This window comes from Nocardioides sp. YJ-D4 (assembly GCF_054031495.1).
This window is the reverse complement of the sequence record NZ_CM132932.1, coordinates 3314338-3338342: the sequence shown is the minus strand read 5'-3', so window position 1 is coordinate 3338342 and position 24005 is coordinate 3314338. Positions and strand designations below refer to the sequence as shown.

Below are 24005 nucleotides of genomic sequence, written 5' to 3'. Positions count from 1 at the left end.
GAAGAATTTTTTCGAGAATCCCGTCAGACTTCCGTCATGCAGGCTTACGGTCTGACGCACCTGGTGCCGTTGTCCCTGCTCACAGCGGGGATCGTGGCCGTCGTCTGGCTGGGCAGACAACAGCGGGCCGACCCGAAGCCGTCGAGATTCTCACGAGGATTCGCGCTCGCGATCCCGCTGACGACGATCCCGCTGCAGGCCCACGAATGGGTCACCGACTTCGATCTCTTCATCGATCTGCCGATCCACCTGTGCGACCTGGCGTGGGTCGCGGCGGCGTGCGCGCTGTGGACCCACCATCCCTACCCGACCGCGCTGACCTGCTTCTGGGGCCTCACGCTGACCACGCAAGGCGTCTTCACCCCGGACGTGATGGACTTCCCGGACGTCAGCTACTTCACCTTCTGGGGCCAGCACCTGATGATCGTGACCGCCGCGGTCTACCTGGTCTTCGGGCTCAAGCTGCTACCCCGGTGGCGCGACTACGGCTGGGCGGTCGCGACCACCGCGGCATGGGCCGCGGTGGCGTACGTCCTCAACCTCGCCCTCGACGCCAACTACGGCTACCTGCGCTACAAGCCGGAGTCGGGTTCGATGCTCGACCTGCTGGGGCCGTGGCCGGTCTACGTCCTCAACGAGATCCTGATCGTCGCCGGCGTGTGGGCGCTGATCACGCTGGGACTGCGGATCTGGGCCCGTCAGGACGGGTCGACGAGGACGCCGGTGCGCTCGTAGTCGGCGAGAGCCGAGGCGTACGGCGCCAGGTCGATGCCCTTTTCGCTCACCCAGCCGTCGTCGTAGCAGGACGAGCGGTAGCGCTCCCCGGAGTCGCACAGCAGCGAGACGACGCTGCCCTCGGTGCCTGCCTCGGACATCTCGCGTACGACACCCAGCGATGCCCACACGTTGGTGCCCGTCGAGGGGCCGACCGAGCGGCCCATCCGGGCCGAGAGCCAGCGCATCGTCGCGATCGACGCCGCGTCGGGCACCTGGACCATGTCGTCGACGACCCCGCCGACGAACGACGGCTCGACCCGCGGCCGGCCGATCCCCTCGATGCGCGACGGCATGCCGGTGGCGTAGTCCGAGGTGTCGGTCTCCCAGCCGCCGTAGAAGGCGGAGTTCTCCGGGTCGGCGACCATCAGCTTGGTGGGGTGGCGGCGGTAGTGGAGGTAGCGGCCGATCGTCGCCGAGGTGCCGCCGGTGCCGGCCGAGACGACGATCCACGTCGGCACCGGGTGTCGCTCCTGCGACATCTGGTCGAAGATCGACTCGGCGATGTTGTTGTTGCCGCGCCAGTCGGTCGCTCGCTCGGCGTAGGTGAACTGGTCCATGTAGTGACCGCCGCACTCGCGGGCGAGGCGCTCGGCCTCGGCGTACATGTCGGGTGCGCGGTCGACGAAGTGGCAGCGGCCGCCGTGCCACTCGATCAGGCGCACCTTCTCCTCCGAGGTCGAGCGTGGCATGACCGCGACGAACGGCAGCCCGAGAAGCCCGGCGAAGTAGGCCTCCGAGACCGCGGTGGATCCGGAGGATGCCTCGACGACCGTCGAGCCCTCGTGGAGCCAGCCGTTGCAGACCGCGTAGAGGAACAGCGACCGGGCCAGGCGGTGCTTCAGCGAGCCGGTGGGATGAACCGACTCGTCCTTCAGGTAGAGGTCGACACCGCTGCTCGCACCCTCGCGGACAGGGAGCGGAACGACGTGGAGATGGGTGTCGGCCGAGCGCTGCGCGTCGGCCTCGACGCGGCGTACGGCTTCGTCGATCCAGGCGCGATGAGAGTCAGAGAGGCGAGGCACCGGCCGAGCGTAACTCCACCCTGATCTGTCCCCAGCATGTGCGGTGAGCCACAATGACAGACCGAAACACGATCGGGTCCGGGCAGTGAAGTTGCCCACAAGTTAGACCGATCTAAGGACCCCGATTAACCATTGCGGCCCCAAAAGCGAGACAAAAGACCTGTGGACGAACCTCTTGACGTAGTGCTGATCGGCGGCGGCATCATGAGCGCCACCCTGGGCGTGCTCCTCCAGGAGCTCGAGCCCAGCTGGTCCATCAAGCTGATCGAGCGGCTCGACTCAACCGCTGCCGAGTCCTCCGGCCCGTGGAACAACGCCGGCACCGGTCACTCCGCGCTGTGCGAGCTCAACTACAGCCCGCAGAACGCCGACGGCTCGGTCGACATCTCCAAGGCGATCAACGTCAACGAGCAGTTCCAGCTCTCCCGTCAGCTGTGGTCCTTCCTGGTCGAGAACGGCCGCATCCCGAACCCGGACAAGTTCATCCACACCGTGCCGCACATGTCCTTCGTGTGGGGCGCCGAGAACGTCGACTACCTGCGCAAGCGCTACGAGGCGCTCTCGGTCCACCCGCTCTTCAGCGGGATGGAGTTCAGCGAGGACCCCGAGGTCATCAAGGGCTGGGCGCCGCTGCTGCTCGAGGGCCGCTCGGCCAAGGCGCTCGCCGACGAGCCGATCGCGGCCACCTGGACCAACGCCGGAACCGACGTCGACTTCGGCTCGCTCACCTCGATCCTGACCCGCACCCTGGTGGACAAGGGCGCCGACCTGGAGACGGGCTCCGAGGTCACCGACCTGCACCAGACCATGGATGGCTTCTGGCACGTCTACGGCCGCAACGAGACCGGGAAGTACCACCTGCGTTCCCGCTTCGTCTTCGTCGGTGCCGGCGGCTACGCGCTTCCGCTGCTGCAGAAGGCCGCGATCCGGGAGATCCGCGGCTTCGGCGGCTTCCCCGTCTCGGGTGAGTTCCTGCGTACGTCCAAGCCGGAGCTCGTCGCCCAGCACCGCGCCAAGGCCTACGGCAAGGCCGCCGTCGGTGCTCCGCCGATGTCGGTGCCCCACCTCGACACGCGTTATGTCGAGGGCAAGACGCACCTGATGTTCGGTCCGTACGCCGGGTGGAGCCCCCGCTTCCTCAAGACCGGATCGCTCACCGACCTGTTCCTCTCGGTGCGGCCCCACAACCTGCTGCCGATGCTGCGGGCCGGGCTGACCAACATGGATCTCACCGTCTACCTGGTCAAGGAGCTGCTGCGCTCGCCGCGCAAGAAGTTCGACGACCTCCTCGACTTCTTCCCCGCCGCCGACCGCAAGGACTGGGACCGGGTCATCGCCGGCCAGCGGGTGCAGGTCATCCGCCCCGACGGCGTACTCCAGTTCGGCACCGAGGTCATCACCGCCGAGGACGGCACCATCGCCGGCCTGCTCGGCGCCTCCCCGGGCGCTTCGACCGCCCCGGCGATCATGCTCAACCTCCTGCGCCGCTGCTTCCCCGACCGGTGGGACGGCTGGCAGCCCCAGCTCAAGACGATGATCCCGGCCACCGGTCCCGAGCTCAGCGCCGACCCCGAGCTCGCCGCCGAGACCTTCGCGCGCACCGACCGCCAGCTCCACCTCGGCTAGCCATCAGCCGAATCTGCAGTTGTGGGCGACGAAACGTCAGTTTCGTCGCCCACAACTGATTTCTCGACCGCCAGAACTGCCTATTCGGCGGTGAGGTGGGCGGCTACTGCCGCTGCTTGGCCCCGGATCTCGGGGATGGCGGTGGCCTCGTAGAGCGCGCCCTTGCAGGGCGGGCCGACGGTCAGAAGATTGGGTACGACGCTGCCGTCTGCACCGATGACGTGGCCGTCCTCGGTGACGTCGATGCCGAGGCGCAGCGGGTCGGGGGCGATCAGGCCGCGCTTCTGGAGCGCGAGCAGGAGCGGGTTGTCGGTGCGGGTGATGTCGGGTGACGGGCCGGTGCAGTTGATCACCGCGGTGACCTCGCGGTCACCGTCGGCCAGGGAGACGACCGGCTGGTCGGCATCGTCCACCCGGCAGCCGAGCACCCCGCCGCCGAGGATCTCCAGGCGTCCCTCGGCGCGGTAGGCGTCGAGGAGGGCGGCGATGCGCGGAGCCATGCGGTGGCGGCGTACCTCCCACTCGCGGGCGTAGACCTCGCGGAAGCGACGGCGCTCCGGCTCGGGCAGGCGGCGCCAGATCGACTGGGTCGGGCCACGGAGGCCGTCGATGACGGCACGCCAGTCGACGCCGAGGCCGGCCGCGTGCTCGATCTGCTCGCGTACGAGCGAGGCGATGCCGTCGGCGGTCAGCGGGCCGTCGGGGATCGGGGTCACCCAGGAGGTGAACTGGTCGTCGACGTGGGGGTTGGGGACCAGGCCGTGTCGGCTCACCATGATCACCCGGCGTTCCGGGGCGTCGTCGAGGAGCGTGACGGTGGTGTCGACGGCGGTCAGGCCGGTGCCGACGACGAGTACGGTCGCGTCGACGGGCAGGGCGCTGATCCGGGCCACCTCCCAGGGGTCCGGCAGGTTCCACGGCGCCTCGGGCAGTCCGGCCAGCGGCTGGGGCGGCGGGTTGCCATAGGCGAGGACGACGGCGTCGGCGACATGTCCTTCGTGGTCGCCGGTCAGGACCCGGAAACCGGCACCGACCGGCTCGACGTCGATGACCGTCTCGCCGACCGTCTCCAGCGTGCCGGGACCGGCCGCGGCCGCGTGAGCGAGCCGGTCGCACAGATAGCGCGCGTAGTCGCGCCGGGGCAGGAAGTCGATCGGGCCGAGCTCGATGCCGACCTCTGCCGCCCAGTCGAGCAAGTCGTCACGGTCGTCGGGGAAGCCCGACATGTTGTTGGCCCGGACGTTGAGGAGATGGCGGCCGTCGGTGGTCGAGTAGGCCACTCCGTAACCGGCCTCACCCCGCGACTCGAACAGCGTCACCGAAGCACCGCAGCGGAGCAGGTTGATCGCGGTCAGCGTGCCGCTGGCTCCTCCCCCGATGATCGCCACCGTCGGGCTGGAGGTCGGCGGGGGCGGCGCGGCGTCTGTCGTCACCCGGACAGGGTAACTGCGCTATCCAGGCTTTGTTCACCGGGTTACTCGATTTACAGACGAACCGCATAAATCTATTTGCAAAGATCTCTTTGCGGTCTACGGTGGACCCATGGCAGCACGCGAGATCGTCCCCGGAGTCGACCAGCTCAAGGCCCTCACCCACCCCGTGCGCGTACGCATGCTCGGGATCCTCCGCGTCGACGGACCGGCGACGGCGACCACGTTGGCCGCCCGGCTCGGCATCAACTCCGGCGCGACGTCCTACCACCTCCGGCAGCTCGCGCAGCACGGCTTCATCGAGGACGACGAGGGCCGCGGCAACGCCCGGGAGCGCTGGTGGAGAGCCGCTCACCAGGCGACCGTGACCGGTGACAGCGACGTACCGGACACCGCCGAGGGCCGCGAGACCCTCGACGCCTACCTGCAGACGGTCGTCACCATCTGCGCCCAGCGCCTCCAGGAGGCGATCGAGGAGCGGTCGCTCCTCCCCCAGGAGTGGCGCGAGGCCTTCGGTCTCAACGACCGCGTCGTCCGGCTGACACCCGCCCAGGCGTCCCGGGTGGAGGAGCAGGTCAACAAGATCATCGACGACCTGGAGGAGGAGCCGGAGGGCGAGGCCGTGATGTTCCAGTTCCACGTCTTCCCGCTGCCCGGCCACGTCAGCACCGACACGAGAGATGACCAGGAGAGATAGGCCATGAAGCTCCCCCTCTACGGCTGGCTCGCCGCCGAGACCATCTCGCTGGTCGGCACCCGCATCTCGATGCTGGCGCTGCCCTGGTTCGTGCTCGAGACGACCGGCAGTCCCGCCAAGGCCGGACTGATCGCGCTCTTCGAGATGACACCGCTGGTGCTCAGCAAGATCTTCGGCGGCCCGATCATCGACCGGATCGGCCCACGCCGGGTCGGGATCGCCTGCGACCTCGGCTCGGCCGTCGTGGTCGGCCTCATCCCCCTGCTGTACGTCGCGGGCCTGCTGCACTTCCCGATCCTGCTCGCGCTCGTCGCCCTCGCCGGCGCGCTGCGCGGCCCCGGTGACTCCGCGAAGTCGTCGATGATCCCGCAGCTGGTCGAGGCGGCCGGTGTCCCGACGGAGCGGGCCACCGGGCTCCACTCGTTCGTCGAGCGCACCGCCTCGATGCTCGGCGCCGCCGCAGCGGGGCTGCTGATCGGCCTGGTCGGCGCGACCGACGCGATCATCATCGACGCTGCTTCGTTCGCCCTCGGCGCTCTGGTGCTCGCCGTGACGACCGCCGGGCTGGCGCGGGCCCGTGGCCCGGAGCCCGAGGAGCGCCCCGCACTCCCCACGCCCTACCGGGCTCAGCTCGCCGAGGGTTGGCACTTCCTCCGCCGCGACCGGGTGCTCCTCGGGATCGCGTTCATGGTCGCCCTGACCAACCTGATCGACCTGGCCTGGAGCAGCGTGCTGATGCCGGTATGGGGCCAGCAGCACGCCGGCCCCGAGACGATCGGCCTGCTGTTCGCCACCTTCTCCGGCTTCTCCGCGGTGGGATCGGCCGTGGCCGCGGCGCTCGGCGACCGGATCCGCCGCTACCCGACGTACCTGGTCTGCTTCCTCATCACCGGGATCCCACGGTTCCTGGTGATCGCCTTCGGGGCACCGCTGTGGGTGGTGTTCGTGGTGTTCGCGATCGGCGGGACGAGCAGCGGGTTCATCAACCCGATCCTCGGTGCGATCCAGTTCGAGCGGATCCCTTCTCACGTGCTCGGCCGGGTGATGTCGCTGATCTCGGCCTTCGCCTGGGGGCTGATGCCGCTCGGCGGGCTGCTCGGCGGCAGCCTGGTCTCGGCCTTCGGCCTGACCACAGCCTTGGTGACCTGCGGGATCGCGTACTTCGTGGTCACGATGTTCCCCGCGATCGACCCGACCTGGAAGCAGATCGAGCGGCCTAACAGGCTTCCCGCAACCGTGGGATCCTAGGGATGCCGCCGAGCCGCTTGTTGTAGCGGACCTGGTCGGAGTAGCCCTCCAGGAGCGTCCACAGCGCCTTGTGGGCCGGCCACGGGATGGCCTCGCCGGGGAACGCCCAGCTCGAGCCGAAGCCGATCCAGACCGGGACCCAGTCCTTGGCGCAGTCCCACTCGCCCCGCTTGGACATCAGCAGCCGGTGACGGACCTGGAAGGCGAGCCGCTGCCCGTCCTTCACGATCGGCGCCGCGCACACCCGCCACAGCGGCATGTCGAGCGCCATCAGCTCGATCTCGATGTCACCCAGAACGCGCGGATCCACCAGGACCGTAGCGACGTTCTCATGCGGGCGCCTCATGAACATCACGCTAGCGGCGAGCACCGACAAACGTGGCTGGATCCGCCAGGAGCGAACAGCGCGACCCGATTCGCCACCCCGCCGGACAAGACGTACGCAGCGGGCCTATCATCCCTCCCAATCTCGATCGGGCAGGGAGGCCCGAGTGGAGGATCGAGGAAGGACCCTACGTTGGCACCCCCGAGGCAGCCCAGAACGGGCGAAGAAGCCGAGAAGTACGCCGCGGAGCATCTGCACACTCTCGGCTGGCCCGACGCCGCCCCATCAGGCAGCACCGCGGCCGCCGACGTCGACATCATCGGCGGCCGGCCGGACAACGTCGTGGTCGCACAGGTGGTGCTCACCCGCTCACCGACGGAGGCGCGCAGCGTCTGTGCCGTACGCGGCGCGGGCTACGCCTACGACGCCCGGACGGTCGCGCTGTTCAGCCGCGCGGGCTACACCGTGGACGCGGTCGAGTGGGCCGACCGGGTCCGGGTGGCGCTCTTCGAGTTCGCCGCCGACGGCTCGATCCGGACGCACGGGAAGCACGCGGCCGAGCTGGTCTCCACCGCCACGGCCCCGGCGCCGACCTCGACCCTCGGCCGGGCACCCGAGCCGGCCCCCGGGCGTCACATCGACCCCACCCGCACCGGCAGCTTCACCTTCACCTCGAAGATCCCCGCGATCAGGCCGCGACGGAGGGCCGGCGACAAGCCCACTCCGGAGGTCGCTGCAGAGGTCGCTGCGGACGTCGCTCCCGACCCGGCACCGAAGGTCGCCGAGAAGATCGCCGGCCCGCTGACCGGCCAGGTCCCCGCCTACACGACCATGAGCATCCCCAAAGCGCCGACCCCGCCGCCCGGCGAGCGCTGGGTCCCGGACGGCCTCGGGCCGATCCTGGACGCGATCGTCCGGGCGTCGCAACTGCCCGTGGTGCTCGTCCTCGGCTCTGACCAGCGGGCCGAGTGGGTGCGGCAGACCTTCCAGGTCGGGACGATCACGGTCACCGACGAGAGCGTCCTGCCGATGCTGCTCTCGCTGGTGACGGGCAGGGAGTCGCAGTACGCGAGCGGCGAGTCCTATCACAAGGTCGACGGCCTCAAGCCCCAGGGCGAACGGGCGCTCGAGTCCTGGCGGGCGTGGGAGGCGTACGACCGCGCGATGGCCATCTATCGCCGGGCGGTCTGAGTCCCAGGCCGCTCAGCAGTAGCCGAGCATCTCCTCGAGAGCCCGTCGCTCGCTGTCGTCGGCGGCGAGCGACCAGCGCGCCTTGGTCTCGATCCAGCGGGCTGCGTACGCACACTGGAACCCCTTCCGCGGACGCCAGCCCGCCGGGTCGTCGTCGCTCTTGCTCATGTTGGTCGGGCCGTCGACGGCGAGCAGGTTGCCCAGGTCGTTGGCGAAGGCACGGCGCCGGTCCTGGGACCAGCCGCTCGCGCCGGAGCGCCAAGCCTCCGAGAGCGGCACGATGTGGTCGATCTGGACCGCCTGGGCCTGCCGGGGCTCCTTCAGGTCGGTGAAGACCAGGCGTCTGCCGGTGTAGGGGTCGACCCACGTCCCGGCCAGCACGTCGTGGTCGCAGCGCCCCTGCGGCCGGGTCCGCACCTCGACGGCGTCGCGCAGGAGCACGTCGTCGCGCTGGTTGCACCCGTTGCCGTCGCTGTCCGCCCAGCTCCCGCCGAACGACGCTCGCGCGTAGGCAACCAGCCCGTCGGGTCGCCTCGCGACCGTCGCCAGATCCGCGAGATCACCACGAGCCGCGGGCACGTCGACCGGCCCCGCTGAAGGCTCCGCGGTCACCACCGGCGGCGTACGTCGTATCGCCGGTGCGTCCTCGGGCAGCCACGACGAGACCGCCCAGCCGGCGATCGCCAGCAGGACGACCAGCGCTCCCAGCGACGTACGTCTCCCCACGCCGCCGCATTGTGCCCGCGACCACCGACATCGATCCGCCGCACCGCAGGTATTACCGAACGATGACGGATGTGCTGATCCCTGTCGCCCGCGGATCAGCGCTGGCAGAGTGAAGCCATGACTGGGCTGGACATGGGACAGGCACCCCGCGCCGAGGTCGGGGTCATCGGCGGGACCGGGCTCTACGAGTTCTTGACCGATGCCGAGGAGGTGGCGGTCGAGACTCCCTACGGTGATCCGTCCGCGCCGGTCACGGTGGGGACGGTCGCCGGGCGGTCGGTGGCCTTCGTGCCGCGCCACGGCCGCTCGCACGAGTACCCGCCGCACGCCATCCCCTACCGCGCCAACCTCTGGGCGCTGAGGTCGCTGGGCGTGACCCAGGTGCTCTCCCCCAGCGCTGTCGGCGGTCTCCGGCCGGATGCCGTCGCCACCGGCGACCTGGTCACCCCCGACCAGCTCGTCGACCGCACCTGGCGCCGGATCCCGAGCTACGTGGAGAGCGGCGCCACCCACGTACCTCTGGCCGACCCCTACTGCGCGCGGATCGCCAAGGCGTACGTCGCTGCCGACCCCTCCGTGAAGGTCGGCGGCACGCTCATCGTGATCGAGGGTCCGCGATTCTCGACCCGGGCGGAGTCGATCCACCATGCCGCCCAGGGCTGGACGTTGGTCGGGATGACCGGCGCCCCGGAGGCGGCGCTCGCCCGCGAGCTGCGGATGTGTTACGCGCCGTTGTGCCTGGTCACCGACATGGACGCGGGTGCGGCCGAGGGCGAGGGCGTCGACGAGGACGACGTCTACGCGCTCTTCGCGGCCAACCTGGAGCGGATGCGCACGATCCTGGCCGACACGATCGAGGGCATGCCCGACCCGGCCGGATGCTCGTGCTCGACCTGGGCCGAGGGCAAGACCCTCGCCTATGAGATCCCATGAGGGTCCTGCTCACCGGGTCCGCCGGCTTCATCGGCACCGCGATCGGCCGGGTGCTGGAGGATGCGGGCCACGAGGTCGTACGCGTCGACGTGCTGTTGCCGATGGCCCACGGCGAGGCGGCCGAGGTGCCGCCCGGGACGAACCTCCTCGACGTACGCGACGCCGTCGGCTGGGGCGACCTGCTGGACGGCATCGACGCGGTGTGCCACCAGGCCGCGGTCGTCGGTGCCGGGGTGACCGTGGCCGACCTCCCGCTGTACGCCGCGCACAACGACCTCGGCACCGCGGCGCTCCTGGCCGCGATGAGCGAGCACGGCGTCTCCCGGCTGGTGCTCGCCTCCTCGATGGTCGTCTACGGCGAGGGCCGCTACGTCTGCGAGAACCACGGCGACCGGGTCCCGCCGCCGCGCTCACGGGCCGCGCTCGACTCCGGCGACTTCGAGAACCACTGCGACCTCTGCGGCGGCGCACTGACCTGGGCGGTGGTCGCCGAGTCCGCCCGGCTCGACCCGCGCAGCTCGTACGCCGCCAGCAAGGTCGCCCAGGAGCACTACGCCTCCGCGTGGGCTCGTCAGGCCGACGCGACCGCGATCGCGCTGCGCTACCACAACGTCTACGGGCCGCACATGCCCGCGGATACGCCCTACTCCGGGGTCGCCGCCATCTTCCGGTCCTCCCTGGAGCGGGGCGAGGCGCCGCAGGTGTTCGAGGACGGCGGCCAGCAGCGCGACTTCGTCCACGTCGACGACGTGGCCCGCGCCAACCTGGCGGCGCTGGAGGCGACCTCCGAGCGCCCACGCGGGGAGCTGGCGGCCTACAACGTCGCCTCCGGCCACCCGGTCACGATCAGCGAGGTGGCCGCGCTGGTCGCCCGCGGAACACGGACGCAGGTGGAGCCGGTGGTCACCGGGCGCTACCGGATCGGCGACGTACGCCATGTCGTCGCGTCCCCGCAACTGGCGGAGAAGGAGCTCGGCTTCCGCGCCGAGGTGCTGCCGGAGGTCGGTCTGCCGGCCTTCGCCACAGCGCCGCTGCGGTCCTAGGCCCCCAGGATCACCAGCTCGTGTAGAGCAGGTGCTGGACGAGCAGCGCGGCGAGGAGCTGCAGGGCCAGGCCGGGCCGGCGCCAGCGCTCGGGCAGGAGGGCGCAGCCGAGGGTGAGCCAGGGCATGAACGGCAGCCAGATCCGCTCCACCTCCGCCCGGCTCATCTGGGAGGCGTCGGCGAGAGCGACCATGATCACCGCGGCCGCGACCAGGACCACGATCACCCGGTCGGCCCGGTCGCGGCGGGCCGCCCAGGTGGCGCCGAGCCCGGCGCCGACGAGCGGCCCGGCGCTGAGCGCGAGCGCGGCCAGGTTCCCCCAGGTCCAGTAGGCGCCCGGCCGCTGGTGCGCCAGCCCGTCCCAGTAGCGGTCGACCAGCACCGGATACGCCTCCCACCAGGCGAAACCGCCGGCGGCGAAGGTGAGGACCACGGCGAGCGCCGATGCCGCCGCGATCGGCAGCACCCACCAGCCCCGACCGAGCCAGAGCACGGCGAGCGCGAGCACGCCGGTGAGCGGGAGGCCGTACGACATCATCACGACGTAGCCGAGGAGCAGGCCGGCGAGGACCGCCCACGGCCAGCCCCGACCGGCCCCGGCCCGGCAGGCGAGTGCCAGGCAGCACATCCCCCAGGCGACCGCGACCGCCATCACCGCATCGGCCGAGACCGCCAGGAACACCGCGCTCGGAGACAGCACCAGATACGGCGCCGCCGCCCGTGCCGCCTCCTCGGCCCCGAGGACGCGGACCGTCGTCATGACCGCCGGCGGCAAGGTCGCGGCGAGCGCGGCGACGACCAGGCCCGCGGCGAGGTCACCACCGAGGCCGACCTTCACCAGGAGCACGAAGAAGAGCACCATCCCGGGCGGGTGGCCGGCGATGTGCACCGGCCAGTTCCCCTCCGGGGCGTCGTAGGGGATCCGGGAGACGTACTCGCGCAGCAGCCCCGGTACGTCGTCGACCGCCCTGGCCGTCTCGAGGTACTCCGTCGGGTTCCCCAGCACCCGCGAGATGCCCTCGGGGCCGTCCACCAGCGCCAGCGCCAGCAGCCACACCAGCCCCGCGGCGTACGCGACCAGGAGCAGGCGCCGCCACGGCAGCTGCCTCGCCATCGGATCGGCGCACCGGAGCGACGCGAGTGCGAGCAGGACCGCGGGGACTGTGCCGATACCCACCTTGACCTGCGGATATCCGTGGAGCGGAGGGAACGTGCCGTCGTCGAGGTGCACGCGCGGCCACACCTGCCAGTCGAGCAGGGGTGGCACGACAACGGCCACCACGATGACCACGAGCGTGACGACGAGCCCCACCAGGGCGGCGCGGTGAGCTGAGGAGTTCACGACTGCGAGCGTAGGTCCGAGACGGCCCGATGGCCGTCGGCACACGGGCCCGTCACCGGACCGTAAGATCTGCGGGCCCCATCGGCGGCGGCGCGTTCCTAGAGTCGATCGCATGGCCGAGACCAGCCCAGACATAGACCTTGTGCTGCCCTGCCGCGACGAGGCCGCAGCTCTGCGCGAGCTGTTGCCACGGGTGCCGGCGGGGCTCTCCGTGATCGTCGTCGACAACGGTTCGACGGACGGCACCGCCGACGTCGCCCGCGCGCAGGGGGCGCGGGTGGTGTCGGAGTCGCGGCCGGGGTACGGGGCGGCGGTGCACGCCGGGCTGCTGGCCGCGACCGCTCCCTATGTCGTGGTGATGGACGGCGACGGCTCGTTCGATCCCGCGGCCGCGCTGCCGCTGGTCGAGACGATCAGGCGTGACGAGGCCGACCTCGCGCTGGGCTGCCGCAGGCCGGTGACGCCCGGCGCCCAGCCGTGGCACGCCAGGGTCGGCAACCGGCTGGTCCTGGCCGCGCTGCGGCGTCGCACCGGTCTGCGGGTACGTGACATCGCGCCGCTGCGCGCGGCTCGCCGGGAGGCGCTGCTCGGCCTCGGCGTGGAGGACCGGCGCTCGGGCTATCCGGTCGAGCTCCTCGATCGTGCCGCCCGTGCCGGCTGGCGGGTCCACGAGATCGACGTCGACTACCACCCTCGGACCGCAGGGACCCGCTCGAAGGTCTCCGGCTCCGTGCGGGGCAGCCTGCGGGCGGCGTACGACTTCTGGCGGGTGCTCTCGTGATCGAGCCGACGCTCCTCCTCGTTGCCAAGGCACCGGTGCCCGGGCTGGTGAAGACCCGGCTCGCGGCCGACATCGGGGACGCGGCCGCCACCGCCGTCGCGGCGGCCGCGCTGCTGGACACGATCGAGGCCTGCACGCTGGCCGTGGGAACGGACCGATGCCGGCTGGCCCTCTCCGGCGATCTCGCCGAAGCGGTCCGGGCGGACGAGATCCGGGCCGCTCTCGCGGGGTGGACTCTCGCCCCGCAACACGGAGACGGACTCGGCGAGCGACTCGCGAACGCCCACGCCGAGGTCTCCGGGCCGGTGGTGCAGATCGGCATGGACACCCCGCAGGTGAGCCCGGCCGGACTGCTGGCCGTGGCCGACGGCCTGGAGGCGGCCGATGCCGTGCTCGCTCCGGCCGAGGACGGCGGCTGGTGGGCCCTGGCGCTCCGCGACCCGTCGGCTGCCACCGCGCTGCGCGACGTCCCCATGTCCACCCCCCAGACGTGCGCAGCCACCCGCTCCGCCCTCGAAGCAGTCGGCCTCCGGGTCGCCGCCAGCGAGCGGCTGCGCGACGTCGACCATCTGGCCGACGTCGCTCCGGTCGCAGCGGCCGCCCCGCACACCCGTTTCGCGCGTGTCGCGGCCGAGATCGCCCGGGTCGCTCGATGACCGCGGCGACGGCCGAGTCGGCGTTCGCGCATGCCTTCGCCAGCGAGGAGTGCCGGGTGGTGAGCGTCGACGGCAGGTCCTCGCGACTTCCGGTCGAGGACTGGACCCGCACCGCCGACGCGGCGGACCTCGCCCTGCTCTCCTACTGCGCCGGGCCGACGGTCGATCTCGGCTGCGGCCCCGGCAGGATGACCGCCGCTCTGGCCGCCCGCGGGCTGCCGTCGCTCGGCGTCGACGTCGTCCCGGAGGCGGTCGCCCAGACCGAGGCTCGCGGTGGGCGCGCGGTCTGTCGCGACCTCTTCGAGCCGTTGCCCGGCGAGGGCTGGTGGACGACCGCTCTCCTCGCCGACGGCAACCTCGGCATCGGCGGCGACCCGCTCGCCCTCCTCGCCCGCGTACGCCGGCTGCTGGTGCCGGGCGGGCGGGTGGTCGCCGAGGTCCACCCGCCCGGGACGCCGAGCGGCCCGCTGCTCGCTGAGCTGGTCTGCCGGTGCGGAGGCTCCTCGACGTTCCCGTGGGCGGTCATCGGCGCCGATGCGATCGGATCGATCGCGGCCGAGGTCGGGCTCGCGGTGAGGCGGCTCGAGCCGCTGCCGCACCGCCGAACACAGCCCCGCCGGTCGGTCCCGGCCCCGTTCACCCCCGCCGGCGACCGCTGGGTCGCCGTACTGGTGGAGGAGGCCGCATGAGGATCCCCTCCGAGGACTCCTTCACCTCGCGCCTGCGCAGCGCGGCGGTCGCCGCGCGGGTCGGGCTCTGGCTCGGCGTCTGCTTCCTGGTCGCGCTCGTGACCGGCCTGATCAGCCACTACGCCCAGCTCGATCATCAACCGGTGCCGCTCCCGGCCGCCCCATCGCGGCTCTACCAGCTGACCCAGGGCCTGCACGTCGTCGCCGGCACCGCGGCGATCCCGCTGCTGCTGGTCAAGCTGTGGGTCGTCTTCCCCAAGCTCTTCCAGCCGGTGCCGCGGCAGGTCCGTGAGGCACTGCCGACGGCGCTGGAGCGTGGCTCCATCGCGGTCCTGGTCAGCACCTCGCTGGTCCAGCTCACCACCGGCCTGCTCAACGTCGCGCAGTGGTATCCGTGGGGCTTCAGCTTCCGCAGCACCCACTACGCGCTCGCCTTCGTCGCCGTCGGAGCGCTGCTGGTCCACATCGCGGTGAAGCTGCCGGTCGTGCGCGACGCCTTGACGGGCGACGTCGACGACCCCTCCCACGACCGGCCGAACGCGGTCCGGCCCGGGCCGGTCAGCCGGCGCGGCGTGCTCGCCCTGGCCGGCACGTCCGCGGTCGCTGCCGCCGTGCTCTACGCGGCGGGCACCGTCCCGGGGCTCAGCCGGATCGCCGCCCTCTCGCCACGTTCCCGTGAGCACGGCATCCCGATCAACCGCACCGCGCACTCGGCCGGGGTGGTGGCCGAGGCGAGCAGCTCCGCCTACCGGCTCGAGCTCGTCCACGGCACCACGACCCGGTCGCTGACCCGCGACGACCTGGTCGCGATGAAGCAGCGCATCCACACCCTCCCGATCGCCTGCGTCGAGGGCTGGAGCGCCTCGGGCGAGTGGGGCGGCGTACGTCTCCGCGACCTGCTCGACCTGGTCGGTGCCCCGCCGGGGCGCGAGGTGCGGGTCCGGTCCATCCAGACGTTCAGCGCCTCTGCCGACACGGTGCTTCCGCCGAACTTCGCCGATGACGACCGGACCCTGATGGCCCTCATGCTCGACGGAGAGACGCTCTCGATGGACCACGGATACCCGGTCCGGCTGATCGCGCCCGACCGTCCCGGGGTCATGCAGACCAAATGGGTCTCCCGGATCGAGGTGCTCTGATGAGAGGCATGCGCGGTGCGCTGATCCTGCTCGGAGCGGTCGGGATGGCGTACGGCGCCTGGCTGCTGGTGAGCCGGCAGGACCTCGGCCAGATCGTCGAGGTCGTCCTCTGGCTGGCGGCGGCGGTCGTGATCCACGACGGGATCCTGGCGCCGGTGGTGCTCGGGCTCGGCTGGCTCGGCGGCCGGCTGCTGCCAAGGGCGGTCGCCCGGGGCGCGGTCACGGTTCTGGTGCTGCTCGGTCCCGCGACCCTGATCGCGATCCCGGTCCTCGGCCGGTTCGGCGCGAAGCGGGACAACCCGACGCTGCTGGACCGCGACTACACCCAGGGACTGCTGGTCTTTGCGGCGCTGTGCGTGTGCGCCGGTGCCGCCGTCGCGCTCGGCGAACTACGCTCACGACAGCCCGTTCGAGCGAACACCGAGGAGGAGGAGTAGGCCCATGGCACGTGTGCTCGTGGTCGACGACGACCTCACCGTTCGCGAGGTGCTGGCCTCCTACCTGCGCGCGGGCTCGCACGACGTCGTCGAGGCCGGGGACGGCGAGCAGGCGCTGCGCGCGATGAGCGAGCGGCCCGCGGACATCGTCATCCTCGACCTGATGCTGCCCGGTATCGACGGCCTGGAGGTGTGCCGGCGGCTGCGGCAGGCGAGCGAGGTGCCGATCATCATGCTCACCGCGCTCGGCAGCGAGGCCGACCGGATCATGGGGCTCGAGCTGGGCGCCGACGACTACGTCGGCAAGCCGTTCAGCCCGCGGGAGCTGGTGCTGCGCGTCGACTCGGTGCTCAAGCGCACCGGCCACTCCGGCGAGGGCGGCGTCGTCTCCGACGGCTCCCTGGTGGTCGACGCCGACCGGCGAGTGGCGACCAACGCCGGGACGGAGCTGTCCTTGACCACCCGGGAGTTCGACCTGCTCCGCTACCTGATCGCCCATCCGGGCAAGGCCTTCACCCGGGAGGACCTGCTCGAGCACGTCTGGGGATGGACGATCGGCGACCGCTCGACGGTGACGGTCCACGTACGCCGGCTGCGGGAGAAGATCGAGTCCGACCCCGACCCGGCCGGAGCGGCTGGTGACGGTCTGGGGCGTCGGCTACCGCTGGGAGACCGCGGAGGTGACGGCGTGAAGACCGCCGACGCCGTCCAGATCGCCCTCGTCGCCGCGGGCGCCGGACTCGCCGTCGGCCTGGTCGGACTCCTGGTCGCCTGGCTGACGCGGCGCTGGTCGATCCGCTGGCAGCTCACCCTGGCCGCCGCCGTCGCGGTGCTGACGGTCTTCGGCGGCGTACTCGGCGTCGCCTGGCTCATGTTCCTCTCCGGCCACGACCTACAGGTCATCACCGTGGTCACCTCGATCGCCGTGGTGGTGGCGATCCTGGTGGCGTTCGTCATCGGCTCCGCGATGGTGCGCTGGTCGGGCGCGGTCCAGCAGCAGGCCCGGGAGATGGCGCTCGGCGGTCATCAGCAGCCCGCGGAGAGCGGACCGCGCGAGCTCCGCTCGCTGTCGGCCGAGCTCGCCGAGACCCAGCGTCGGCTCGAGGAGGCGAGCGCACGGGAGGCCCGGCTCGAGGACTCCCGGCGCGAGCTGGTCTCCTGGGTGGCCCACGACCTGCGTACGCCGCTCTCGGGTCTCCGGGCGATGGCCGAGGCCCTCGAGGACGGGATCGCCGCCGACCCGCACCGCTACCACCAGCGCATCCGCGTCGAGGTCGAGCGTCTGGCCCGGCTCGTCGACGACCTCTTCGAGCTCTCCCGGATCCAGGCCGGCGCCCTCACGCTGACACCGGAGCCGGTCCTGCTCGGCGACCTGGTCAGCGAGGCGCTGGCCGGGGCCGATCCGGTCGCCCGCGAGCGGCGGGTCCGGCTCGGCGGCCAGGTCGAGGACGGTCTCGAGATCACCGCTGACCCGGCCAGCCTGTCCCGCGTCGTCTCCAACCTGCTGATGAACGCCATCCGCCACACCCCCGCCGACGGCACCGTGGAGGTGCGCTGCCAGATGGCCCCCGGAGACGTACGCAGCGTCGACCTCAGCGTCAGCGACGGCTGTGGCGGCCTGGATCCGGGCGACATGGAGCGGGTCTTCGATCTCGGCTGGCAGGGCAGCTCCGCCCGCACCCCGGCCGTGCCGGAGGGCGCCGACGGCACCAGCGCTCAGGGCGCAGGGTTCGGCCTCGCCATCGTCAAGGGCCTCGTCGACGCGCACCGCGGCCGGGTCTGGGTGGAGAACCTTCCGGCCGCGACCGGCTGCCGGTTCCACGTACGCCTGCCGGCATGACCACGACGGCTCAGTCGACGGTCGAGCCCTCCAGCTCGTCGACGAGCACGAGGCCGCGCTCGGCCCAGGCGACCGCGGCACGCGCCTGGTCGATCAGGCCGTCGTAGGCGAAGATCTTGTAGCGCACGATCCGGTCCCATTGGCTCGCGTCGTAGTGCTCGAGCCGACTGGCGAGCGTGGGGTGACTGCGGTCGACGAGTGTGGCCCGGGTGGCCTCGAGCATCGCCAGGTGCTCGGTCCAGTGGTCGCGGAACTGCTCCAGCTCCGCGCGCGCGGCGCCGGGTTCGGCCCACTCCAGGTAGGCCGCCTTGAGGTAGGCGGGCTCCCGCTGCCGGCGGATCTCGATGGGCGAGTCCATCCACTCCCGGAAGGCCGCGATCCCGGCCTCGGTGACGGCGTACTCCTTCTTGGTGCCCTTCTTGCCCCACGGCACGACCGCCGACTCGAGCAGGCCGTCGCGCTCCATCCGGTTCAGCTCCGGGTAGATCTGCGAGTCGGGGGCGTGCCAGACGTGGGCCACCGACTGGCTGAACTGCTTGGAGACGTCGTAGCCGGTCATCGGGCGTGAGGTGAGCAGCGCGAGCAGCGCGAACCTCAGCGACATCGTGACCCCCTCTTCACGCAGTGATCGTGGCGCGAGCGTACCCGCCTCTTGCCACTCACTATAGAGATAGGTAGTTTGTGACGAGCACAACACCTATCTCCATAGGGAGTTTCCCATGACCATCCTGGATTCGCCGCCGGTCACCGCCGCCAGCAAGATCTTCAACTTCCCCCGCAACGCCTGGTACGTCGCGGCCTGGGACCACGAGGTGACCGCGAAGCAGCCGCTCGCCCGCACCATCGCCGACCGTCCGCTGGCGCTGTGGCGCAACAGCGACGGCCGCGCCGTCGCCCTGGCCGACGCCTGCTGGCACCGGCTGGCACCGCTGTCGAAGGGCAAGGTGCTCGGCGACGAGATCCAGTGCCCCTACCACGGGCTGCGCTACAACTCGGCCGGCCGCTGCACGAGCATGCCCGCGCAGGAGACGATCAACCCGAGCGCGATCGTCCCGTCCTACCCGGTCGTGGAGCGCCATCGCTACGTGTGGGTCTGGGTGGGCGACCCCGACCTCGCCGATCCAAGCACCGTTCCCGACATGGAGCAGATGGACTCTCCGGAGTGGGCCGGCGACGGCGAGACGATCTACGCGCCCTGCAACTACCAGCTGGTGCTCGACAACCTGATGGACCTCACCCACGAGGAGTTCGTGCACAGCTCGAGCATCGGTCAGGACGAGCTCTCCGAGGCCGAGTTCGAGGTGAGCCACACCGATCGCGGCGTGACCGTGACCCGCTGGATGCGCGACATCGACGCGCCGCCGTTCTGGCTCAAGAACATGCGCGACCGGTTCCCCGGCTTCAGCGGGAAGGTCGACCGCTGGCAGATCATCCACTTCGAGGCCCCCTCGACGATCCGCATCGACGTCGGCGTCGCCAAGGCCGGCACCGGCGCCCCCGAGGGCGACCGCAGCCAGGGCGTCAACGGCTTCGTGATGAACACGATCACCCCCGAGACCGCGCGCACGTCGCACTACTTCTGGGCCTTCATGCGCAACTACCGCCTGGAGAGCCAGACGATCACGACCCAGCTGCGCCAGGGCGTCCACGGCGTCTTCGGCGAGGACGAGGAGATGCTCGCCGCCCAGCAGCGCGCGATCGACGCCAACCCGGAGCACGAGTTCTACAGCCTCAACATCGACGCCGGCGGGATGTGGGTACGCCGGATCCTGGACCGCATGCTGCAGGCGGAGGGTCTCCCCGCCGCCGCGGCCGCGAAGTGAGGCGGCCGCCATGGCAGTGAACACCCAGACCTGGTGGCAGCAAGGCCGTGTCGTCGAGACCGATGACCTCGCCGAGGGCGTACGCCGCATCGTGCTCTGCCCCGACCGCCCCGTCCACGCCGCGCCGGGCACCCATGTCGACCTCCGGCTCGACCTCGACGGGCATGTCCGCACGCGGTCCTACTCGGTCGTAGGCTCCGAGGACGGTGGCCGCCGGCTCACCCTCGGAGTCCAGCTGGCGCCGGCGTCCCGCGGCGGATCGCGCCACATGCACGGCCTCCGCGTCGGGGACGTCGTCGAGATGACCGGCCCCGTCCAGAGCTTTCCGCTCGGGGTCGGCGCCGACCGCTACGTCCTGGTCGCCGGTGGCATCGGCATCACCGCGCTGGTGGCGATGGCCGACACCCTGCGCCGTCGCGGCGCCGACTACACGCTCGTTCTCGCCGGCCGGCGGCGCGCTGTCATGGCCCACCTCGACGAGCTCGTCGAGGTGCACGGCGATCGCGTGCGGGTGTTCGTCGACGACGAGGACGTACGCCTCGACGTGGAGGCGCTGGTCGGCGAGATCGCCGGCTCGGCCGCTCCGACGCGGACCGAGATGTACATGTGCGGGCCGATCCGGCTGATGGACGCGATCCGCCGCGCCTGGGTGGCCCATGAGCTGCCCGAGCCCAACCTGCGGTTCGAGACCTTCGGCAGCAGCGGCGCCTGGGCGGCGGAGGACTTCGTCGTGCACCTCCCCCAGCTCGACCGCTCGGTCCGCGTCGGCAAGGACAGCTCGATGCTCGACGCGCTCGAGGACGCCGGCGTCGACGTGATGTGGGACTGCCGCAAGGGCGAGTGCGGGATCTGCCAGGTCAAGGTCCTCGACGTCAGCGGCCGGATCGACCACCGAGACGTGTTCCTGAGCCAGCAGCAGAAGGAGACGTACGCGTCCTTGTGCCTCTGCGTCGCTCGCGCCGCCCGCGGCGATTCGGGGTCGGGCTCGGCCGACCCCGCTGCCGTGACCCTCCACCTTCCGTGAAACCCCACCCCGAAAGAGACCCGAGATGAACCTTCGTGCGCGCATCGACGCCGCCGCGATGACTCCCTACCAGTGGATGGTCGTCGCCCTCTGCGTCCTGCTGAACTGTCTGGACGGATTCGACGTGATGGCGATGGCCTTCACCGCCTCCTCGCTGACCGAGGAGTTCGCGCTGAGCGGCTCGGAGCTCGGCGTGCTGCTGAGCGCCGGGCTCGTCGGCATGGCGGTCGGCTCGCTGGCGCTGGCTCCCGTCGCCGACGTCATCGGCCGTCGTCCGCTGATCCTGATCAGCGTCGGTCTGGCGACCCTCGGCATGCTGCTCTCCGCGGTCGCCCCGTCCGCTGTCCTGCTCGGCCTCGCCCGCGTCGTCACCGGTCTCGGCGTCGGCGGCATCCTGGCCAGCACCAACGTGATCGCGAGCGAGTACGCCTCGGCCCGCTGGCGCGGTCTGGCGATCGGCCTCTACACGGCGGGATACGGCATCGGCGCCACCCTGGGCGGCGTGGCCGCGCGCGGCATGCTGGCCGACCTCGGCTGGCGCAGCGTCTTCGTCGCCGGCGGCGTCGCGACCGGGATCGCGCTGATTCTCCTCGTGGTGCTGCTGCCCGAGTCCGTCGACTTCCTGGTCCAGCGCCGGCCGCGCCAGGCCGTCGAGCGGATCAACCGGATCCTCGGACGGCTCGGTCAGCCCGCGATCACCTCGGACGCGCTCGAGGCCGCGCCGCGACCGACGACCCGGCACCGCAGCGGCAACCCCGGCGTCCTGCTGGGTGCTGACCTGCGCCGCTCGACCCTGCTCATCTGGGTGGCGTTCCTGGCCACGATGTTCGGCTTCTACTTCGTCAACAGCTGGACCCCTCAGCTGCTGGTGACCTCGGGCATGTCCGAGGCGGACGCGGTCACCGCCGGCATGATGCTGGCCCTGGGCGGCACCGCCGGCTCGGTCCTCTACGGCCTCGTCGCCTCCCGGCTGGACAGCCGCCTGGTGCTGATCGGCTTCACCGTGCTGTCGGCGCTGACGATGGTCGTCTTCATCACCAGCACGGCCCTGCTCACCGTCGCGCTCGTCATCGGCGTGCTCGTCGGGGCGCTCATCAACGGCTGCATCGCCGGCCTCTACACGATCACCCCGGCCGTCTACGGCACCGAGATCCGCAGCACCGGCATGGGCTGGGCGATCGGCATCGGCCGCATCGGGGCGATCCTGTCGCCGATGCTCGCCGGGCGCCTGCTCGACGCCTCGTGGACCCCGGTCAACCTGTACGTCGGCGCTGCCGTCGTGGTCGCGATCTCCGCCGTCGCGCTGCTCTTCCTGCGGACCGGGCGGGCCGCTCGTACCGTTCCCGACATGGCCTCGGCCTAGGTGTACCCGGCCATGAGGTTGGTAGCAGAGGCGCGTTGTCGTTGACGTAGGTAGAGCCCCCGAGTGGGGTGTGGCTTGTCGAAGGCCCACATCCACCCGGGAGGCTCTGTGTCCCACCGTAACGCCCGTCTGACCGTCCACGGCCGCATGCTGATCGTTCAACGCGATCAGGCCGGCTGGAAGCAGGCCCACATCGCTGCCGCGATGGGGGTCTCCCGCAAGTGTGTGCGGACCTGGATCGAGCGCTATGCCGCCGAAGGCGAGGCCGGTCTGGAGACACGTTCGTCGCGGCCGCACCGTATGCCTACGCGCACCAGCCCCGAGGTCGAGCAGAAGGTCCTCGCAGCACGAGCTGAGCACCGCGAGGGCCAGGACGTGCTCGGTCCCAGGGTCGGGGTTCCGCCCCGGACCGTGGCACGGATCCTGCGGCGCCACGGCGTGCCCTACCTGCGCGAGTGCGACCCGATGACCGGTGAAGTGATCCGGTCCTCGAAGCAGACCGCACAACGCTACGAGCGCGAACGGCCCGGCGAGCTGGTCCACATGGACGTCAAGAAGCTCGGCAAGATCCCCGACGGCGGGGGCTGGCGGGCCCAAGGACAGACACGCGAGAACCACCAGTCCCGCGTCGACAAGAAGCCCATCGGCTACGACTACGTGCACTCACTCGTCGACGACCACTCGCGGCTGGCCTATTCAGAGATCCTTCCCGACGAGAAGGGCGAGACCTGCGCGGCGTTCCTGGAGCGGGCCGCGGCCTACTTCGCCGCCAAGGGCATCACCCGGCTCGAGCGGGTGATGACCGACAACGCCTTCGCCTACCGGTACTCCAACGACGTCAAGCGCGTGTGCGCTGCGCTGGGCGCGAAGCAGAAGTTCATTAAGCCCCACTGCCCATGGCAGAACGGGAAGGTGGAGCGCCTCAACCGCACGCTGGCCACCGAGTGGGCCTACCGCCAGACCTACACCAGCAACGCCGCCCGAGCAGCCGCCCTTGCACCCTGGCTCGAGCACTACAACACTGTGCGCCACCACAGCTCACTCGGACGCCTGCCACCGATCAGCCGCCTGTGACCAACGTGGTGGCCGGGTACACCTAGGCGCGGGGATTCGGCCCGTCCCGGCTGCAACCGGGACGGGCCGTGGACCGTCTAGATCGGCAGGACGCCCGCTCGGGGCGTACGACCGACGAGGAGTCCACCATGTCCACATCCCGCATCCAGCTCCGTGCCGCACTCGCGGCGACCGCCGTGGTCGGCCTGCTCGGCCTCGCCGGGTGCGGGAGCGAACCCGCCCCGTCGGCCGGGTCACCCTCCGCCGCCCCGTCCTCCTCGGCCCCGTCCTCAGCTCCGTCCTCAGCCCCGTCCTCGGATCCGTCCGCGACTCCGACACCGACGCCGGCCCCGTCCGAGGTCCCGATCACGGCCACTCCGACGCCGAACCTCGACTGGGGCGGCCCGCTGGCGCCCGGAGCCTTCGGGAGGATCAAGGCCGAGGGCAACGTACGTTCTCTCGTGCAGCAGGGCTGGATGACCCGCGACACCGCGCGCGAGGAGATCTGCGAGGGCAGGCACTGGAAGTGGGCCGACCAGGTCGGCGACGGCGTCGACGTCATCTACGACCAGCAGGGCGAGATCGCCTCCTTCGGGATGAGCAAGCCCGTCCTGGAGACCGCTCGCGGCGTCACGATCGGCGACTCCCTGATGGTCCTCAAGGACATCTACGGGACCGGCTCCCAGGGGAACAACGACTACGGCCAGACGACCTGGCTCGTCCAGGAAGGCGACCGCTGGATCGGCTTCCTGCTCTCCGGCAACACCCGCGACGCGAAGATCGAGTTCATCGAGGTCTCCGTCGGACGTCAGCCCGGACTGCTCCGCGACGGCTGCTGAT

The 24005-nt window shown here is 71.2% G+C and carries 24 protein-coding genes; 18 read left to right on the top strand and 6 right to left on the bottom strand.

All coding sequences use genetic code 11. The annotated features are described in order from the left end of the window. The first annotated feature begins 36 nt into the window (after nucleotides 1-36). Nucleotides 37-735: a YwaF family protein gene (locus tag ACW14X_RS15940; RefSeq protein ID WP_457162629.1), complete on the top strand. Its 699-nt coding sequence runs from the start codon at nucleotides 37-39 to the stop codon at nucleotides 733-735. Here ACW14X_RS15940 and cds1 read toward each other — a convergent pair. Further along, nucleotides 699-1799: an L-cysteine desulfhydrase Cds1 gene (gene cds1 / locus ACW14X_RS15935; protein ID WP_457162628.1), complete on the bottom strand. Its 1101-nt coding sequence runs from the start codon at nucleotides 1797-1799 to the stop codon at nucleotides 699-701. The two genes, ACW14X_RS15940 and cds1, sit on opposite strands and share 37 nt — an antisense overlap. Before the next feature lie 162 nt (nucleotides 1800-1961). On the opposite strand from cds1, the gene ACW14X_RS15930 reads away from it, so the two are divergent. After that, nucleotides 1962-3425, top strand: a complete 1464-nt coding sequence (locus tag ACW14X_RS15930) for a malate:quinone oxidoreductase (protein WP_160026360.1) — start codon at nucleotides 1962-1964, stop codon at nucleotides 3423-3425. An 80-nt stretch (nucleotides 3426-3505) separates the two neighbouring features. Here ACW14X_RS15930 and ACW14X_RS15925 read toward each other — a convergent pair whose 3' ends face one another. Continuing rightward, nucleotides 3506-4858, bottom strand: a complete 1353-nt coding sequence (locus ACW14X_RS15925) for an FAD/NAD(P)-binding protein (protein ID WP_457162627.1) — start codon at nucleotides 4856-4858, stop codon at nucleotides 3506-3508. Nucleotides 4859-4967: 109 nt separating this feature from the next. Here ACW14X_RS15925 and ACW14X_RS15920 point away from each other — a divergent pair, with 109 nt between their 5' ends. Together ACW14X_RS15920 and ACW14X_RS15915 are read left to right on the top strand one after the other, a co-directional pair. Continuing rightward, nucleotides 4968-5552 carry an ArsR/SmtB family transcription factor gene (locus tag ACW14X_RS15920; RefSeq protein WP_457162626.1) on the top strand — a complete coding sequence of 195 codons (585 nt, stop codon included), beginning with the start codon at nucleotides 4968-4970 and terminating at the stop codon, nucleotides 5550-5552. Between the two features lie 3 nt (nucleotides 5553-5555). After that, nucleotides 5556-6800, top strand: a complete 1245-nt coding sequence (locus tag ACW14X_RS15915; protein WP_457162625.1) for an MFS transporter — start codon at nucleotides 5556-5558, stop codon at nucleotides 6798-6800. Here the strand turns inward: ACW14X_RS15915 and ACW14X_RS15910 are convergent. Further along, a complete protein-coding gene (locus ACW14X_RS15910; RefSeq protein WP_350713688.1) occupies nucleotides 6769-7146 on the bottom strand; it encodes a hypothetical protein in 378 nt (125 codons plus the stop codon). The two genes, ACW14X_RS15915 and ACW14X_RS15910, sit on opposite strands and share 32 nt — an antisense overlap. A 171-nt stretch (nucleotides 7147-7317) precedes the next feature. On the opposite strand from ACW14X_RS15910, the gene ACW14X_RS15905 reads away from it, so the two are divergent. Then, a complete protein-coding gene (locus ACW14X_RS15905; protein ID WP_457162624.1) occupies nucleotides 7318-8316 on the top strand; it encodes a hypothetical protein in 999 nt (332 codons plus the stop codon). Between the two features lie 12 nt (nucleotides 8317-8328). Here ACW14X_RS15905 and ACW14X_RS15900 read toward each other — a convergent pair whose 3' ends face one another. Then, nucleotides 8329-9042 (bottom strand): HNH endonuclease family protein, encoded by a 714-nt coding sequence (locus ACW14X_RS15900; protein ID WP_457162623.1) that lies wholly within the window; start codon nucleotides 9040-9042, stop codon nucleotides 8329-8331. Between the two features lie 117 nt (nucleotides 9043-9159). On the opposite strand from ACW14X_RS15900, the gene ACW14X_RS15895 reads away from it, so the two are divergent. Both ACW14X_RS15895 and ACW14X_RS15890 read left to right on the top strand, forming a co-directional pair. Next, entirely contained in the window at nucleotides 9160-9975 is an 816-nt protein-coding gene (locus ACW14X_RS15895) for an S-methyl-5'-thioadenosine phosphorylase (protein ID WP_457162622.1), read from the top strand. Next, nucleotides 9972-11018 (top strand): NAD-dependent epimerase/dehydratase family protein, encoded by a 1047-nt coding sequence (locus ACW14X_RS15890; RefSeq protein WP_457162621.1) that lies wholly within the window; start codon nucleotides 9972-9974, stop codon nucleotides 11016-11018. Before ACW14X_RS15895 ends, ACW14X_RS15890 begins: the two co-directional genes overlap by 4 nt. 10 nt (nucleotides 11019-11028) lie before the next feature. On the opposite strand, the gene ACW14X_RS15885 is transcribed toward ACW14X_RS15890, so the two are convergent. After that, on the bottom strand, nucleotides 11029-12360 hold the full coding sequence (locus ACW14X_RS15885; protein ID WP_457162620.1) for a hypothetical protein: 1332 nt from the start codon (nucleotides 12358-12360) through the stop codon (nucleotides 11029-11031). A 112-nt stretch (nucleotides 12361-12472) separates the two neighbouring features. Between ACW14X_RS15885 and ACW14X_RS15880 the strand changes: the two genes are divergently transcribed. From ACW14X_RS15880 to ACW14X_RS15855, 6 genes are read left to right on the top strand one after another with little or no spacing between them, the layout of a single operon-like run. Continuing rightward, entirely contained in the window at nucleotides 12473-13141 is a 669-nt protein-coding gene (locus ACW14X_RS15880; RefSeq protein WP_160026348.1) for a glycosyltransferase family 2 protein, read from the top strand. Further along, complete coding sequence (locus ACW14X_RS15875; RefSeq protein ID WP_457162619.1) at nucleotides 13138-13797, top strand: TIGR04282 family arsenosugar biosynthesis glycosyltransferase; 660 nt, start codon at nucleotides 13138-13140, stop codon at nucleotides 13795-13797. The genes ACW14X_RS15880 and ACW14X_RS15875 overlap by 4 nt, the downstream gene beginning before the upstream one ends. Next, nucleotides 13794-14486 carry a methyltransferase domain-containing protein gene (locus tag ACW14X_RS15870; protein WP_457162618.1) on the top strand — a complete coding sequence of 231 codons (693 nt, stop codon included), beginning with the start codon at nucleotides 13794-13796 and terminating at the stop codon, nucleotides 14484-14486. The genes ACW14X_RS15875 and ACW14X_RS15870 overlap by 4 nt, the downstream gene beginning before the upstream one ends. Next, nucleotides 14483-15625: a molybdopterin-dependent oxidoreductase gene (locus ACW14X_RS15865; RefSeq protein WP_457162617.1), complete on the top strand. Its 1143-nt coding sequence runs from the start codon at nucleotides 14483-14485 to the stop codon at nucleotides 15623-15625. Before ACW14X_RS15870 ends, ACW14X_RS15865 begins: the two co-directional genes overlap by 4 nt. Continuing rightward, nucleotides 15625-16062 (top strand): hypothetical protein, encoded by a 438-nt coding sequence (locus ACW14X_RS15860; protein ID WP_457162616.1) that lies wholly within the window; start codon nucleotides 15625-15627, stop codon nucleotides 16060-16062. The genes ACW14X_RS15865 and ACW14X_RS15860 overlap by 1 nt, the downstream gene beginning before the upstream one ends. Nucleotides 16063-16066: 4 nt before the next feature. Continuing rightward, nucleotides 16067-17902: a hybrid sensor histidine kinase/response regulator gene (locus tag ACW14X_RS15855; protein WP_457162615.1), complete on the top strand. Its 1836-nt coding sequence runs from the start codon at nucleotides 16067-16069 to the stop codon at nucleotides 17900-17902. 10 nt (nucleotides 17903-17912) lie between these two features. Here the strand turns inward: ACW14X_RS15855 and ACW14X_RS15850 are convergent, their stop codons facing one another. Continuing rightward, complete coding sequence (locus ACW14X_RS15850) at nucleotides 17913-18506, bottom strand: PadR family transcriptional regulator (RefSeq protein WP_457162614.1); 594 nt, start codon at nucleotides 18504-18506, stop codon at nucleotides 17913-17915. A 115-nt stretch (nucleotides 18507-18621) separates the two neighbouring features. On the opposite strand from ACW14X_RS15850, the gene ACW14X_RS15845 reads away from it, so the two are divergent. From ACW14X_RS15845 to ACW14X_RS15825, 5 genes are all read left to right on the top strand, one after another. After that, complete coding sequence (locus ACW14X_RS15845) at nucleotides 18622-19725, top strand: aromatic ring-hydroxylating dioxygenase subunit alpha (protein WP_400467777.1); 1104 nt, start codon at nucleotides 18622-18624, stop codon at nucleotides 19723-19725. Nucleotides 19726-19735: 10 nt separating this feature from the next. Next, nucleotides 19736-20749: a PDR/VanB family oxidoreductase gene (locus ACW14X_RS15840; RefSeq protein WP_457162613.1), complete on the top strand. Its 1014-nt coding sequence runs from the start codon at nucleotides 19736-19738 to the stop codon at nucleotides 20747-20749. Nucleotides 20750-20774: 25 nt separating this feature from the next. Further along, entirely contained in the window at nucleotides 20775-22112 is a 1338-nt protein-coding gene (locus tag ACW14X_RS15835) for an MFS transporter (protein WP_457162612.1), read from the top strand. A 108-nt stretch (nucleotides 22113-22220) separates the two neighbouring features. After that, the gene (locus ACW14X_RS15830; RefSeq protein WP_457162611.1) at nucleotides 22221-23186 is read left to right on the top strand and encodes an IS481 family transposase; all 966 of its coding nucleotides are present in this window, start codon (nucleotides 22221-22223) and stop codon (nucleotides 23184-23186) included. A 128-nt stretch (nucleotides 23187-23314) separates the two neighbouring features. After that, nucleotides 23315-24004 (top strand): hypothetical protein, encoded by a 690-nt coding sequence (locus ACW14X_RS15825; RefSeq protein WP_457162610.1) that lies wholly within the window; start codon nucleotides 23315-23317, stop codon nucleotides 24002-24004. The last annotated feature ends 1 nt before the right edge of the window (nucleotide 24005 follow it).